Raw genomic sequence first — 15,179 nt, forward strand, 5'->3', positions numbered from 1 at the left:
ATTAAATATAAAAGTGAGGTAGAGAAAATCGAAACAAATCCTAATACTTCAACGCCAAATCTTGCCATTTGACGCCAAAGGATCTGGTTTCGAAATAAATCTCCCCAATATACGGGAAAGATCATTGGGCAAATCCAATCTGAAATTAAAAAAAGAGAAGGGATTACTAATAAAAAAAAATAGGAATCTTTTACGTTTCTTTGTTTGGTGAGAAAAACAGAACCAAAAAAAATAATCCCAATTTTATAAAATGAAAGAAGGGCATATACGATAAAAAGCAAAAAGGAAATGACAAGTCCGTGGCCAGATATGTTTCTTATCGCGTTCCATATCCAATAGAAACTGGTCAAAGTCACAAGTCCTGAAAATAATACGGTCGCGACGATCGTTTGTTTCCAGTTAGATAAGATGGTAAGTTGTTTAGTAAGATAGAGTAGTAAAAAAAAACAAAGGAACCCAGCGGATGAGAATCCGAAGGGCTCTAGTGCCAAAGCAAAAAAGATTGCTACTGGAAAAATTAAAAGAACGGGATATTTAATTTTCGGAATTTTTGAGTGTTTTCTCATATTCCATTCTTCTTGTATATTCCTCGGCTAATTCCTTACTTCCTAAGGTTTGGATTCTAAGTTCCATTATTTTTTTTTCGCGCTCTGATTCAGAAAGATTGGGATAGTTTTTTAGTAGGTTTTTTTCTGCTACTTGAAGTTTAGAAATCTTTTCCTCTTCTTCTTTCATTTCTTTGAGAACCTTTTCCATTCGATCATTTCCATCTTTCCCAAAGTAACGAATTCGAACTTCTTTTTCTTTTGATTCTCTCTCTAATCCAGATAACTTTGAAAGTTCAGCCTGCCGTAAATCCATTTCATTTTCAAACTTATCATATAATGGTTCTCTTGCGACTACAGCGTTGTAAAAGTTTCCAAAAGATTTTTTTCGATAGTCTTCATACAATCTCAGTCTTTCGTCTGCTTTTAGATTTTTAGTTTCATCGAGGAAATTTTTTCTGTTAAAACTAAAATCAGCAGTAGCTTCTTCCAATCCGAAGATGAGTTCTGCATCTTCTTTGGAAAAATACTTTCTACGTAGCTGTTTGATTTGTTCGTATCTTTCTTGGTTTGAGTAGGATTTGCTGGATGGATCTAATTGAACCATTGCCTCCTCGTATTTTAAATAGTTGGAAAGCATGTTGATCAGTCTTTTGGCATCATCTCCACTATATTCGTTTTTAAGAAACGCTTTGATATATTCATGACATTGTTCTCTAGTGCTTCCTTCTGGACATTGCCTGCGCAAATTCCAAAGTTCGGAAACTAAATTGAGTTCACCTGATTTAGCTCGTCCCAATATTTCATCGAAACGAAGGAATCGTCCGTCAGCAGAAAAGATTGTTTTTGCTGATTCTAGGTAGAATGGATCCACGGAGAATCCATCACTTTGCGTTCTAAAATAAGATTCGGCAATGTCATTTGGATTCTCCTCATTCGTAGTTTCCAATGTGTTTGGATTAATGATTCGATATACAATATAAATAAGGAGTAGGGCACCAAAGGCCATACTTAGATAACGGAAATTTTTAAAGTTCATAGGAGATGGTTCGTAGTAAAGGATGGATTGATACTTCTGGAAACAAAAAAACCCAAGCGAGTGCTTGGGTTTTTTAAAAAAACATCAGGAGTGAACTATTGGTTTGCCTTCATGTTAGAAGCCATATTCAAATAAAAACCTTCCACATCGTACCAAAGACTTCCAGAGCGGAGAGTGTTTGATACTTGTAAGTGATCGATTCCTGTTGTCAAGATTCCATAAGATGGGCCACCTTTCCAAGTTCCCCATTTTTGAGAAGAAAGTGGAACAAGTCCATCGTTAGTAAATCCTTGTCCTTGGAAAAGTCCACCAGCGCCACAAGCGGGATGAAGGATGCCCATAAGAGGGTGTTGGATGAGGTCTGGAATTGTGATCGAAGATCCGTATGAGAAATACTTCACTGCAGAATTGTTAGGAGTATAGGCATTGAAAGAACTAAGTCCTTCTTTACTTAGAGAAGAGAGTGCAGCAAGGGCATTTTGTTGGTTGGTTCCACCGTATACAATTTTTACGAGTGTTTCGACGATACTTGCAACAAATGGTTGGATCCAACTAGGAAGGACAGTCTTTACAATATCAGCAATTGGTGATCCGTAGTGCGGAGTGTTTAGAGTTGTGAGCGTAGCAGTGCGACCAGCAAGTCCTAAGTTAGAAACCATATAACGGCTATCTAGTCCACCCTGGGAATGGCCAAGGATGTGAAATTTACCGTTGTAGTTTGTTGCAGCTGCATAAGTAAGAATGGCTGCTTTTAGTTCCTGAGCACGCACTTCATTGGAGTTAGCCGCTGTTTTAGTTGGAGCAAAAACAGTTGCCCCTTGGCTTCTGAGGTAATCATCGGTTCCGCCCCAATAGTTGACGATGCTGATGATGCCACCAGAGTTTTCGCCCCAACCAAAAAGACCATGTGAAAGGATAATGGGATAAGTGCCTGCAAGCGGTTTGGAGGAAGAACCAGAACTAGCTTGGACGGAAGTTGCCATAACGGCTGTTACAAAAAAGGCTAAAAGACTTTTTCGGATCATAAATATTTCACCTCTGAATTTTCTAAGATAAAACTGTGTCAAAATGACTTATTTGAGGCAAGGATATTTTCACTACAAATTAAAAAAAAATGGGTAAATCCTGTATATAGGGAGACTCTTGAATTTAGATAGGGCTGTTAAGGAAGTTTGTGGTCAGCGGCAGACTGGTAGAAAATCGGTAGGAACTTAGTCGCCCACTCGCTTGCGGTACCGAATGTAAAACCTTTCAAAGGAGGATTTGTCCCAGAATTTTACGGCTTCTTCGTTTTGTAAGATCGCCCGGAGTTCGATCGAAGGAATCGAAGTTTCTTTGCACCAAAGATCGACATCTTTTAAAAGGGCAGACATATAGCCTTTTTTCTTTTTACCGAGTTTGGTGACAGCAAGATCGATAAATAGGCTTCTTTCTTCTTCGAGATGTGGTTTTTCCTCCACCCGTCCAATCAGTAAGGATACAAGCTCCTTCTCTTCAAAGTAACCACGCATATAGACTTTTCCAGTTCCAATGAGTTTGAAATATATGTCGGTGAACTTTGTGGCAGCGCGGGGGCGTATGCGAAACAAACCATCTAACTCGAGTTCGTTTACTTTGCGGTAAAACTGATTTACAAGTTCGATGGTTTGGTTTCTATCGGATTCTGTTAATTCTCGAATCACCTATACTATTCGATTGATGAGGTAACTTTTTAGCTCTGTTACTGGGATTCGTTCTTGTTTCATAGAATCTCTTTCCCTAACCGTCACTGTTCCATCATTCATGGTATCGTAATCTACAGTGACACAGAATGGAGTTCCAATTTCATCATGACGACGATACCTTTTCCCAATGGCTCCACTATCATCGTAGTCTACATACCAGTGATTGCGAAGGTCAGCATAAATTTCTTTGGCTTTGGAATCGAGTCCGTCTTTTTTCATCAAAGGGAAAATGGCCACTTTCATAGGGCTCACTCTTTTTCCAAAACGTAATATGGTTCGTACTTCGTCTTTTTCCAACTTTTCTTCTTCGTAAGCATCACATAAAACTGCTAAAAACAGTCGGTTAAGACCAAGTGCAGGCTCTACTACATAAGGAAGGTATTTTTTCTTTCCATCCAAATCATGATACTTAAGATCTTCGGAAGAAAATTTTTCATGTTGGGTGAGGTCATAATCGGTTCTGGAAGCAACACCCCAAAGTTCGCCCCATCCAAAAGGGTATTTGTATTCGATATCGCTTGTGGAATCACTATAAAAAGAAAGTTCTTCCTTGGCATGTTCTCTCACACGTAGGTTTTCTTTTTTTAGTCCTACCACATTGACAAGCCAGTCCATACAATAGTCCACCCAATACTTGAACCATTCTTTTTGAGTGCCTGGTTCACAGAAAAATTCCATTTCCATTTGTTCGAATTCACGGGTTCGAAATATAAATTGGCGGGCCATAATTTCGTTACGGAATGATTTTCCCACTTGGGCAATGCCAAAGGGAACTTTTTTCCGAGCAATTTGAGTTACGTTTTTAAAGTTAATAAAAATACCTTGGGCTGTTTCCGGGCGAAGGTAAATGTCTGTGGCTCCTTCTTCCGATGCGCCGTGAGATGTTTTAAACATTAAATTAAACTGACGAGCATCAGTGAAACTACCTACAGTTCCACAAGTGGGGCAGGCGTAGGCTTTATCTCGAATGATACTAGTCAGTTCTTCTAAACTTTTGCCTGTGGCTGCTCCGTCCCCTTCTTTATCCTCCAAAAACTTATCCACTCGCACCCGAGTTTTACATTTTTTACAATCCATTAAAGGATCATTAAAGTTGGAGATATGGCCTGAAGCTTCCCAAACGCGAGGGTGGAGGAGAATTGAGGAATCAAGGCCCAAAACATCGTCACGTCTATGCACAAAGTATTCCCACCAAAGCCGTTTTAGATTGTTTAATACTTCAATTCCATTTGGGCCATAGTCAAAGGTATTGGAGAGGCCTCCGTAAATTTCGGAACCTGGGAAAACAAATCCCCTTCTTTTGGAGACTGCGACGATGGGTTTTAGCGACTGTTCTTCTTTCTCTTTCGGCTGTGCCATATCCGCCAAATTTTTTGTTTTCCACGAAAATTCAAAGTATTTTCCTTGAGATAAGACTAAAGAATGGATTCGGCAAACTTAAAATCACTCTCTCCTTGGGCTAAAAAATCCTTAACCTTCTTTCTTTGGATGTCCCCTCTATTTTCTCTTGGACCATTTTTGGCTTTGGGTGTTCTTTTTGCATTCCCTGGAGAATTTCGTCTCCGACTTCGGGCTTTAGCAGTAATGGCTGTTTATATCCTTTCTTGGGTTATTTTTTATCCAATAGAACTTCTGCACAGGTCGGGGTTGGAATGGGAAGCAGTGATCAACGAATTTTTGGCAAAGGATGCAAGAAGTCTTCAGCTAAAAATTGGATTTGTATTAGTTTGTTTTTTCCTCCTGTTTGCCAACTACATTCATAGCCGAAAACGAAACAGAAAAAGAGAATCGATAAGATCGGCACGATTACAAACGAAAAATCCTTATGATACAATCCGGACAGATATGCGGATTCGTGATGCTAAGTTTGATACAATATTACTTGTTTTGTTTCTTGCTCTTTTACTAAATTTTGGATTTCAGATCCTTTCAGAAAAATTACATCCTAATAAATCTCTTTCGCCACTGGCACCACTTGTGGATGTATACCAATTTGTATTTAATTATTCTATTTCTTTGTGTATTTTGCTTTTGAATTTCAATCGAAACAAAATCCCTTCTCTTGTTGCAGGAGCTTACTTGCGTTATATGGAGGGAATTCGTATTCGCGAACGTTGGAAAAAAGCGGTAACTTCCCAGACAAGATTCCCATTCCGTTTAGAACTTGTTGTAAAAGAAAAAGCAAAATTTCGTGACCGTATCCTTCCTGGTTTTGGACATGTTTACGTTTATGAATACTGGCGAGGATTTCCGATTTTATTTTTGACCTTACTTTTGTTTTTATTCTCTGCTGTTTGGGTCTTTTCTTACCTAAGCCCCATTTTTGGGATTCAGTTTTTGGCTGGATTTGGATTAAAACCCGGAGTTCCCGATAAAGATTTTTTTATCTCCTCACAAAACATTGCCTATGCGGTATTTTCGGTTTCAGCACTTATTGGAATTTATTTTTATTCTTCTTACCTTCTAGAAAAGTCGTTTAGTTTAGAAAACTTAGGAGTGAAAGAAGATAAAGTTGGTGATTCCGAACCTTTTTTTAAACCAGGTTTACGAAAAGGCTTTCGAAATATATTACCACTCTCTTTACTCTTCCATTTGATTCTAATTTGTCTTGTTTTTCTAATTCCAATCACACTCCAGCGGACCAAAAAGAAAGACCAGTCTTCACAAAAAAATAACCACTTCCAACCAGAAAAAATGGAATTCTATTTCATCGATCCCAATGTCCCAGAGGATACAAAGGGATTAAACGGGGGAATCGTTACTGGAAACGAAACGGAAAACAAAGAAAAAGGGGAAAAAATCTCCAATGAAAAAGTGGCCGATAGTGGCCCGGTCAAAGGATATATCAAAAAAATTCGGGGTAAAAAAGTTCCTCCTACTTACTCAAATTATATTTCTGCAAAGATGCGTATCCCTGAAAGTTATATGGATTATTGGGCTAAGGCACCACATCCATATTCATCTGTGGTTGCTTATACCATTACCCAAGATGGGGATGTGATCGATGTGGAAATTGTGGAAGCTTCGGATTATCCAGACCAAGATTTACGGACTTTGCAGCTTGTAGAAAGTTTAGGACCACTCATGCCACCACCAGGAACTAAAAACGACATTCGTGTGACGGAACTGTTTTGGAATGGTCCTATCGACCCAGAATTTGTTCCCACACCTTTGCAAAAAGAAATGATCAACTTATTTGACGGCCGTTATATGGAAGAGTTACCAGAATGAAAGAAGTGGATATATTCGATTATTTCATTGGATCTTTGACAGTTGTTCCTTGGGCCATTGTGATTTGGAAAGCGTACAAACCGAAAAAGGGATGGCAGGAAATTTTAGGTATTTTTTTAGCTTTGTTCTTTGGTTGGCTTTCGACTGATTTAATCTTAAGACTTCACCCGATCCTTTGGCCTGAAACAGATTTTATGCCAAAAAAAAAGGTAAGTATGTTAACACAAACTGCACATTTGGCTTTTATACAAGCAGGGATAATGGAGGAGACATTTAAAATCTTTTTTATTATGATTTTGTCTTTCCTATTCGGTTATGACAAAAAGTCAAAATTGTTTTCTCCCGCAGTTGTTTTGTTTGGTGCTTTTGTTGCAATGGGATTTTCTTTTATCGAAAATACTCATTATATAGCTAGGGAACCTGAAGAAAAGAAATTAGATCTATTTTTTGCAAGAACGATTCATTCCTCAAATATACACTTACTGATCAATCTTTGTTTTTCATTATTCCTTTTAAAGAGTAATACTAAAACGGATAAAACGATGAAAAAACTATATATTGGTTTCGGATTTGTATTAGCCGTATGGCAACATGGGGTCGTAGATTTCCTTTTAATTCCTGGTTCCACGATCGGTCTTTGGATTGCTACCTCACTTTTTGTCGGAATTTGGGTTTGGGTTGTAAATGATTGGCGGGAACAAGTTTTGGAAAAAAAAGTAGAGGTTTCAAAACTAGAGGAAGATTCAAAAGATTCTGTTATCAATACAATTTAACAATTGTCCTAAAAAAACCTTTCGTTAATTTATTTTGTCGAAAGAAAAACTCGAATCCCCGCTTCTGAATATTCTTCCCAATCCATTTGGTAGGTTCTAATTTTGGGAATTTCCGGATGGTTCCAAATTTCTGCCCAGAATTTAGGAACTACTTCTTCTGGTGCTCCTGGTTGGATTTGAAAATAACGACCGTTTTGTGGAACTATTTCTACCTTCTCCATTCCTGGTAGCGGATTTGCATCCGGTTCCACGGCATAACCTAACAAAAAATCGTAAGCCCCATTTTCATCCGATGCATAATTGAAATACACACCAAAAAGGGGATCAAATTTTCTTAAAACTTCCATTTGTTTCGGTATGTCTTCTTTATAAAACCTGGAATACACGGCTGGTATTTTAACATCGGCATCACCAGCAACGTTGGAAGTCCGAATCCGAATTCCCATTACCGTGAAAGTCTTCGTTTTTACTAGTGGTTCTGTCAGTTCCGACATAAAGAAAAAGTTTCAGTTTGCTAAAAAAACGCAACCTTTTCTTAAAGAAGAGTTTGACTAACCGAAGCTCTCTGTACACATGGTAATTACTCCTGGTGATTATGGAGAGAAGGCCATACCCGTTCCCATTCCGAACACGGAAGTCAAGCTTCTCATCGCCGATGGTACTATTGGGTTCGCTCAATGGGAGAGTAGGACATTGCCGGGTTAGCACTTATAATCCTTTAAAAAGCGTTTGCGAAAGTGAGCGCTTTTTTTATTTGTAGAGCGTTGTGTGAGCCGGCTAATGTCCGCGACTCGCAGTAGCGGTCGCTACCTCAAATATAGAGCAAGGTGTCTTGCTCTATTTTTTCCGGCATGATTGCCGGGTGAATCTGTTCTTTTTATTAAATATTTTTATAAAGCCCAATAGTACGACGAGTATAAACTGTTCGCGAAATGACAGACTTGCGGCCCATAGGGAGCAAGGTTTTCGAATCTTGTTAGGTGGCACTAGATAATTCTATCGAATACTTAATGTTTTTTTGTGATTTTATTTTGAAGTTAATTTTTCTAGTATGGGTTGGATTACATGATGGATCGAAATAAATTAGGATACGTTTTCTCGGAAGTTCTGTGATTTCGACGTTAGCCATTCTCGGTTGAAATTCCAATTGGTATTTTTCTTCAGGTAATTTTGGATAAATATTTTCTCTTTTCCCTCGCAGTAGGACGAATTTGATATAATCGTAACGATAAATTTCATATTTGGTCGCTGTACAATCGGGATTATCAATTTCGATTTCATTTAGCCTGTTTAAATCTTCTAATCCGTTTTCTGCGAAGACTTCGATGATGAATGCGAAGTTGGATATTTTAATATCTTTCGAAATCTCTACCAAGTTTTTATTAAAGTTTGGATTTAGTGAGGAAAAGTTATTTATATCAAACAAAGCTAATTCTAAATTTTCATCACTCAGTTTAAAAACATATAATTTATATTTACTATTGTCAGTTGGATTTTTGGTCTCATTGATTGTGACGGCTAAATCTGAGTTGATGCCAGGTGAAAGTATATATCGAGTGCAATTTGAAAATAAAACAAGAAACAATATTGGATATGTAAGTTTCATAGTTGTAGTGATCCCCGATTATCATTATTCAATATCTCTTATCGCGAACTATGCAAGAAATAGTCTGGAATTATGATTTGATAAGAATTGATTCCATTTAGTTTTCTAATAAATCTGTAGCTGTTTGGGTTCCAATTTGTTCGGCAAGTCCAATGAGGATTCCTTCCACTCCCCGAATGTAACAGAGTTTGTATATATTTTCAAATAATACAACTTCTCCTACTACTGTGGTACCGTGTTTCTTGAGTCGTGTTATTAATTCTTCTAGGTTGTCCACTCTAAACATGATCCGAAGATAACCAAGCGAATTGACAGGAGCGGTTCTGTGGTCTGCGATTGTTTTCGGGGAAATAAATTGAGAGAGTTCAATGCGAGTGTGTCCATCTGGGGTAACCATCATGGCAATCTCTACTTCCTGATCCTTAAGTCCTGTGACTTTCCCTGCCCACTCGCCAGCAACGACCATACGGCCTTCCAGTGTTAACCCGATTTCTTGGAAAAAAGAAATGGCATTGTCGAGTGATTCAACAACAATACCGACATTATGCATTTCTAGTAGTTTGCTTTTTGCCATGACTTCCTTTTTGTCTGAAGTCTAAAAAGGTCAAGATGATTTATATCTGTCGCGATTTTAATAATGAATCCCTTTCAATCTCAGGGATTTAAATCTAAAGGATAAGTTTTTATGAGTGGAATTGACTAAAAAAGATTCAAGATAATGGAGGTGAGCCCTTAATTACTTTTGTTTTGAAAGGGAATAGTGACGGTTCGATTAGTAAATCGAATTTTGGAGAATAGAAAAAATGTTCAATATTGCTATTCTTTACAATTATATTTATGAATGGGTATAGATTAAGGTCAACTTTTTTACTCTATCTCCAGAGAGGAACTAACAGTTGCTTTGAAAAGTTGAATGACATCCATTCCTTCCGGAAGGACTAAGTGTCCATCGATGGCAAGAGAGGCGATTCCATGTACAGTGGCCCAAGCACCAAGTGCTCTTGCATGAGCTATTTTTTTACTAACCTTTTCATTCGCAAAAGCAGCAAACAACAAACGAAAGGGGCGCTGAGAACTCACCCATATCTCTCTTTCATTTGTCTCGGAACCCTTTTTTTTTCCCAAATCAATTTGGTTCATCATCAAACGGTAAAGGTTGGGGCTTGCGATGGCAAAATGGATGTATTCCACACCATAATGATAAGCCATCATGCGACCATGAACATTCGGATGTTTTTTTTGGGCCTTCAGCATATTGGCTGCCAGTTCATCATACCCAGATGCGGCAACTGACTGGAGTAGTTCTTGTTTCCCTTTAAAATGTGCATAGGGGGCCATATGTGTGACACCAATTGCGGAGGCTATGGACCGTAAAGAAAGGGCATCGGCCCCTTGTTTTTGTAATAAACTTCGTGCGGCAGAGATGAGGGCAGGGCGAAGGTCTCCGTGATGGTAGGAAGTCGTTTGTTTGTCTATTTTCTCTTTTTTCCCGGCCATTACAACCTAGTAGGCTCCCATGCTTCACTGGTAAAGCCTTTTCGGTAAAGGTTTAAAAGATAAGTAATTCGAGCCTGTTTTTAATGGGTGGGAGATTTTTTTAAAAAAGGGATCAGAAAAACGTTTGCAATCTTTACAGTGTAAAGATTGGGTGTTCTTCATAAGGATTACCTTGGGGAGAATGAAAAATGCTTCATTATGACACTGTTGTAATTGGTGCCGGTAACGCCGGTTTAATGGCAGCCACTCGATTGCAGCGAGAAGGTTCAAAAACTTTGTTACTGGAAAGGCATAATGTCCCTGGCGGGTGTGCCACTTCCTTTGTGAGAGGGGATTTTGAATTTGAAGTGGCTCTTCACCAACTGAGTGGGGTTGGAACGGAATCAAATCCTTTCATCATGCGTCGTGTATTTGAAGAACTTGGTGTTCTGGATAAGATAGATCTAGTTCAAGAAGAAGAACTTTATCGTATCATAATCCCTGGAAAATTAGATGTTACATTACCTGCCGACTGGGAAGAATTAAAAAACCATCTAAAGAGTCTTTTTCCAGAAGAAGGGAATTCGGTTGATCGTTTTTTTGCTCTTAGTGAAGCCGTTGTCAATGAATATTATTTTGTTTTACCAAGGGTCAGATTATCTAATGATCAAGAAAAAATTCGAACAAGGTGTCCAAATTTTTCAGCTTATGGACTTCGTTCTACAACTGATGTTCTAAATGAATTTTTTAAAAATGAAGACTTAATCAGTGTAATCACACCTTATTGGAGTTATGTTGGAATACCTACGACGGATTTGGTGTTTGCTGAATTCATCGGTATGGTATATTTTTATTGTGTTTATAAACCTTGGCATATCAAAGGTGGCTCCCAAATGCTTTCGAGTGCACTTCTTACTTCCTTTGAAGAAGCAGGTGGAGAAGTTCGCTTCCATTGTGCGGCGGAAAAAATCCTTACGGAACATGGTGCAGTGCGAGGGGTTCTTTTGGAAACAGGGGAAACTGTCAGTTGTGATGCCGTAGTTTCCAATGCGAGTCCTCTCCTCACTTATCATGAAATGTTGGATTTAGAAACGCCTCCTTCTGTTTTAAAAGATTTCCAATCAAGACGGATGGGTGTTTCGGCAGTTTGTTTATATTTGGGTTTGGACTGTACTCCTGAAGAATTAGGATTCACAACTGCTTCGACCTTTGTGATGACAACAGCTAACTCAAAAGTCACAGAAGACCGCATGTATACTTTGGATGCTCCCGATTGGGGGATGGTCACTTGTTATAATTATATCGATGAGGAATTGGCCCCAAAAGGAAAATCAGTCGTCACTCTTGTTGCCTTACAATATGGAGAGGCTTGGAAGGACGTACAACCGGAACAATATATTTCCACAAAATATGAGTTTGGTGATAAACTTATCAAACTTGTTGAGATGGCATACCCTAAAATCAGAGCACATATTGAAAAAGCAGAAGTGGCCACACCAATGACGATGATGCGTTATTTAAATACACCAGGTGGAGCCATTTATGGGTTCAAACAAAATTTACAAGATGGTCATCTATTCCGTGAACCTTTGGATGCGATTGATGGACTTTATTCAGCCAGCAGTTGGACAAGTATGGGTGGCTTCCAACCAACATATTTGAATGGTTACAATACGGCTCGGAAGATTATGAAACGGTCGAAGATTCTTCGTTAACCAAATACAACTGCTTCCACTCAATGAACAAATTAGGATTCGAATGAATCGATCGACTTTGATGGATAGGAAATAGGAATATGTTAGATAACAACAAAAAATTAGAAACAAACATTTTGAACTCTGTGGTTGGGTTTAAGGAAGCAGTTTTAAAAAAAGAGGAGCTTGAAACTAATGGCTCAAACTTTAAAGAAGAGAAAGGCCTTGTTCGAGAAAAAATAAATAGCCTTCATCCAAAACGGATAAAACTACGTGTAGAAGAAATTCGAGTGGATACTCCTTTCACAAAAACCTTAAAAATGGTCTCTGTCGGTGGTAAAAAATTGCCTCCCTTCCAAGCCGGACAGTACATCAATTTATTTGTTTCTCTTTCGGGTGTATTGACAGCGAGACCTTATTCGATTTCTTCTTCACCAAAAGATCTAAACTCGTATGAATTGACCATCAAACGAAAAGAAGGTGGTTTTGTGAGTCCTTATTTATTAGATGAAGTTAAGATTGGCCAAGAATTTGAATCTACAGGACCAATGGGTTCTTTTCATCACAATCCTCTTTTTCATGGTTTGGATCTGGTATTCCTTGCTGGTGGATCAGGGATTGCACCTGCGATGAGTATGTTAAAATCGTTTTTATCTTCGGACGAAAACTTTCGATTCCATATTATCTACTCTAATAGTTATGAAGATGATGTTATTTTTATTGAGGAACTTCGTAACTTAGCTGCTGCCCATCCAAACTTTACTTTGACCGAGTTCCTTTCCCGGGAAGTCAGTCCTAATTTTAAAGGATACCGTGGTCGATTGGATTATAAAACATTACAAACCTTACTGCAAAATCCTCCCTCTAAGATGTATTATGTCTGTGGCCCCACTCCTTTTAATGAACATGTAGCAAAACTTCTTTCTGAACTTGGAGTAAGATCAGGACGGATCTTAATCGAAAGTAATGGCCCACCTGCAAGACCCGATACAATGGATGGTTGGCCGAATTCCGTTCTTCCAACGAAGGAAGTGAAGATCAAAGTAGGAAACAACCAAGCTTTCCAGGCGAAAGTTGGGGAGCCACTCCTGAATAGTTTAGAAAGGAATGGATATTTTACAGAAAATGCCTGTCGATCGGGCGAATGTAGTTTGTGCAGAGTGAAACTGAAATCAGGAGAAGTATTCAGTCCCCCAGAAGCCAAAATTCGCAAGTCCGATAAAAAGTTTGGATGGATTCACTCTTGTATTGCCTTTCCTGTTACCGATATAGAGATTCAACTATAAAAAATGCAATGAATTAGGAGAAAGAATTTCATGTTTCGTTGGATTTTCGTTTTTGACCATCTCAAATAAAAGTGAATAAAAATCTTTTATTCGAGAGTATGTGATTATAGTTTTGCGAAAATCATAATTTTAGAAGTTTTTTGTGATACGTTATTCCATTTTGCGCTTTACATGCCGTTAGAGTTTTAAGTTTTCACTTTTTTTAATAATTTTTCCTTGAGTCAACCCTCTCTCATTTGTTATTGGATGGTAGAGGTATTCAATTCATGAAACGTAGTCTCGTTTTTTCTCTGATCGTCATCTTGCTTTTTACTGGATCCGTTTTTGCTCAAGGTAAAGTTGAAGGAAATGCGTTGCGTATCAAAGGTGCATCCTTTTTAGGAAGCCTTCGCACAGACCTTGAAAAAAGAAATTTTTACGGTGATATTGTTGGATTGGAATACAATCAAGATTGGCAAGGCAATCGTGGAACTTCACTCATTAATGATTTTGGTTTTGATTATTTTCATTCGTTGAATGCAGGAATCTTGAGTAATGTTTTTCTCGGTTTGCATTTGAATCGATTTACTCGAGGTTATGAATGGAATTCCTATTATGCTACGGGACTCGGAATTAAAGAGGGCGATTATCGTTTACTCTATTCTGATATCAACTTAGGAATTACGCTTTCTCCTAGTTCTAATTTTAGAATTCTTCCCAAATATGTCATTCGGAGTATGAGTCAATCTTTTGAAGGGAACTATTTAGGCATTGGTGGGCCATCTTATTTAGGGCAGGATACAAAAACCACCTCAGGTACTTCGGGGCTCGTAGGTGTTGGTTTCGAATTTGATCTTAACGATAGGGCTACACTATTCGCAGATTTTCTGCTCTTCGGACCTTTTCTCTTAAATTCTTCCGGAACCTATAACTCAGAACAGTTTAGAGTTTATAACAATGGTTTTGGATTTAATTTTGCTAATGGTGGTTATACTTTCTATTCTGAAAAAATTAGTGTGGGAGGAAGTATCATGATCCTTCCAAAACTTCGACTATTTTTGAGTTTTGAAAGAGAAAACATGACTGCTAAAGCAAAGAGTCCTGTCGCTCTCAGTTTTTATGGTGATACATTGGACCGAGTGGGCACATTAATGGAGTTTGTATCTGCTACAGCGGACCATCAAATTGCTATGTCCGGTATAAAAATTGGTGTCACTTACGATTTAAATTTGTAACTTTTCTTTTAAAAGTACTTGCAAATCCAGTCCGCTTGGAAGTAATGGTAATTACTCCTGGTGATTATGGAGAGAAGGCCATACCCGTTCCCATTCCGAACACGGAAGTCAAGCTTCTCATCGCCGATGGTACTATTGGGTTCGCTCAATGGGAGAGTAGGACATTGCCGGGTTAGCACTTATAATCCTTTAGAAAGCGTTCGCGAAAGTGAGCGCTTTTTTTATTTGTAGAGCGTTGTGTGAGCCGGCCAATGTCCGCGACTCGCAGTAGCGGTCGCTGCCTCAAAAATAGAGCAAGGTGTCTTGCTCTATTTTTTCCGGCATGATTGCCGGGTGAATCTGTTCTTTTTATTAAATTTTTTTAAAACCCAATCATATAGTCAGTAATGAATTATTTGCCAAATGGGTGAGGCTTCTGTCCGAATTGTTTTTTAATTCATTGTGCGAACCATATAGTATGCCTAAAGGTATCTTTTTTTTAGAGGCAGTAAATTAGAAATTAATGATATGTTGATGCAGTAGATTCTTAGATTCTAATTTGTTTATTTTCCTCTTCCGTTATTAGATTCATTTAGATTGAATGGAAATTTC

General features: G+C 38.3%; 13 protein-coding genes, 2 rRNA genes and 1 pseudogene. 7 read left to right on the forward strand and 9 right to left on the reverse strand.

Annotated elements, in window-relative coordinates; all coding sequences use genetic code 11:
• The 5 genes and pseudogenes from ND811_RS14185 to ND811_RS14205 all read right to left on the reverse strand — a co-directional run.
• Window positions 1-566: pseudogene (locus tag ND811_RS14185) on the reverse strand (apolipoprotein N-acyltransferase); the annotation flags it as partial.
• Window positions 535-1,584 (reverse strand): lipase secretion chaperone, encoded by a 1,050-nt coding sequence (locus ND811_RS14190; protein ID WP_265352834.1) that lies wholly within the window; start codon window positions 1,582-1,584, stop codon window positions 535-537. The gene ND811_RS14190 and the pseudogene ND811_RS14185, both read right to left, overlap by 32 nt.
• 95 nt (window positions 1,585-1,679) lie before the next feature.
• Window positions 1,680-2,609, reverse strand: coding sequence for an esterase/lipase family protein (locus tag ND811_RS14195; protein WP_265352833.1), 930 nt, complete (start codon window positions 2,607-2,609; stop codon window positions 1,680-1,682).
• A 186-nt stretch (window positions 2,610-2,795) separates the two neighbouring features.
• Entirely contained in the window at window positions 2,796-3,266 is a 471-nt protein-coding gene (locus ND811_RS14200; RefSeq protein WP_265352832.1) for a GNAT family N-acetyltransferase, read from the reverse strand.
• A complete protein-coding gene (locus ND811_RS14205) occupies window positions 3,267-4,667 on the reverse strand; it encodes a glycine--tRNA ligase (RefSeq protein WP_265352831.1) in 1,401 nt (466 codons plus the stop codon). It lies immediately after the preceding gene.
• A gap of 63 nt (window positions 4,668-4,730) precedes the next feature.
• Here ND811_RS14205 and ND811_RS14210 point away from each other — a divergent pair, with 63 nt between their 5' ends.
• Entirely contained in the window at window positions 4,731-6,539 is a 1,809-nt protein-coding gene (locus ND811_RS14210) for an energy transducer TonB family protein (protein ID WP_265352830.1), read from the forward strand.
• The gene (locus tag ND811_RS14215; RefSeq protein ID WP_265352829.1) at window positions 6,536-7,312 is read left to right on the forward strand and encodes a PrsW family glutamic-type intramembrane protease; all 777 of its coding nucleotides are present in this window, start codon (window positions 6,536-6,538) and stop codon (window positions 7,310-7,312) included. Before ND811_RS14210 ends, ND811_RS14215 begins: the two co-directional genes overlap by 4 nt.
• A gap of 29 nt (window positions 7,313-7,341) precedes the next feature.
• Here the strand turns inward: ND811_RS14215 and ND811_RS14220 are convergent, their stop codons facing one another.
• Entirely contained in the window at window positions 7,342-7,806 is a 465-nt protein-coding gene (locus ND811_RS14220; RefSeq protein WP_265352828.1) for a GyrI-like domain-containing protein, read from the reverse strand.
• A 91-nt stretch (window positions 7,807-7,897) separates the two neighbouring features.
• Between ND811_RS14220 and rrf (ND811_RS14225) the strand changes: the two genes are divergently transcribed.
• Window positions 7,898-8,014, forward strand: a 5S ribosomal RNA gene (gene rrf, locus ND811_RS14225).
• 274 nt (window positions 8,015-8,288) lie between these two features.
• Here the strand turns inward: rrf (ND811_RS14225) and ND811_RS14230 are convergent.
• The 3 genes from ND811_RS14230 to ND811_RS14240 form a co-directional block, all read right to left on the reverse strand.
• Window positions 8,289-8,918 carry a hypothetical protein gene (locus ND811_RS14230; protein WP_265352827.1) on the reverse strand — a complete coding sequence of 210 codons (630 nt, stop codon included), beginning with the start codon at window positions 8,916-8,918 and terminating at the stop codon, window positions 8,289-8,291.
• 97 nt (window positions 8,919-9,015) lie between these two features.
• Complete coding sequence (locus tag ND811_RS14235; RefSeq protein WP_265352826.1) at window positions 9,016-9,492, reverse strand: VOC family protein; 477 nt, start codon at window positions 9,490-9,492, stop codon at window positions 9,016-9,018.
• Window positions 9,493-9,785: 293 nt separating this feature from the next.
• Window positions 9,786-10,415: a TetR/AcrR family transcriptional regulator gene (locus ND811_RS14240; protein ID WP_265352825.1), complete on the reverse strand. Its 630-nt coding sequence runs from the start codon at window positions 10,413-10,415 to the stop codon at window positions 9,786-9,788.
• Between the two features lie 188 nt (window positions 10,416-10,603).
• On the opposite strand from ND811_RS14240, the gene ND811_RS14245 reads away from it, so the two are divergent.
• From ND811_RS14245 to rrf (ND811_RS14260), 4 genes are all read left to right on the forward strand, one after another.
• Window positions 10,604-12,109: a phytoene desaturase family protein gene (locus tag ND811_RS14245; RefSeq protein ID WP_265352824.1), complete on the forward strand. Its 1,506-nt coding sequence runs from the start codon at window positions 10,604-10,606 to the stop codon at window positions 12,107-12,109.
• An 80-nt stretch (window positions 12,110-12,189) separates the two neighbouring features.
• Window positions 12,190-13,374, forward strand: coding sequence for an FAD-binding oxidoreductase (locus tag ND811_RS14250; RefSeq protein ID WP_265352823.1), 1,185 nt, complete (start codon window positions 12,190-12,192; stop codon window positions 13,372-13,374).
• Between the two features lie 266 nt (window positions 13,375-13,640).
• Window positions 13,641-14,588, forward strand: coding sequence for a hypothetical protein (locus tag ND811_RS14255; RefSeq protein WP_265352822.1), 948 nt, complete (start codon window positions 13,641-13,643; stop codon window positions 14,586-14,588).
• Between the two features lie 56 nt (window positions 14,589-14,644).
• Window positions 14,645-14,761: ribosomal RNA gene (rrf, locus tag ND811_RS14260) — 5S ribosomal RNA — on the forward strand.
• The last annotated feature ends 418 nt before the right edge of the window (window positions 14,762-15,179 follow it).

The organism is Leptospira soteropolitanensis, from assembly GCF_026151655.1.
Lineage (GTDB): Bacteria > Spirochaetota > Leptospiria > Leptospirales > Leptospiraceae > Leptospira_A > Leptospira_A soteropolitanensis.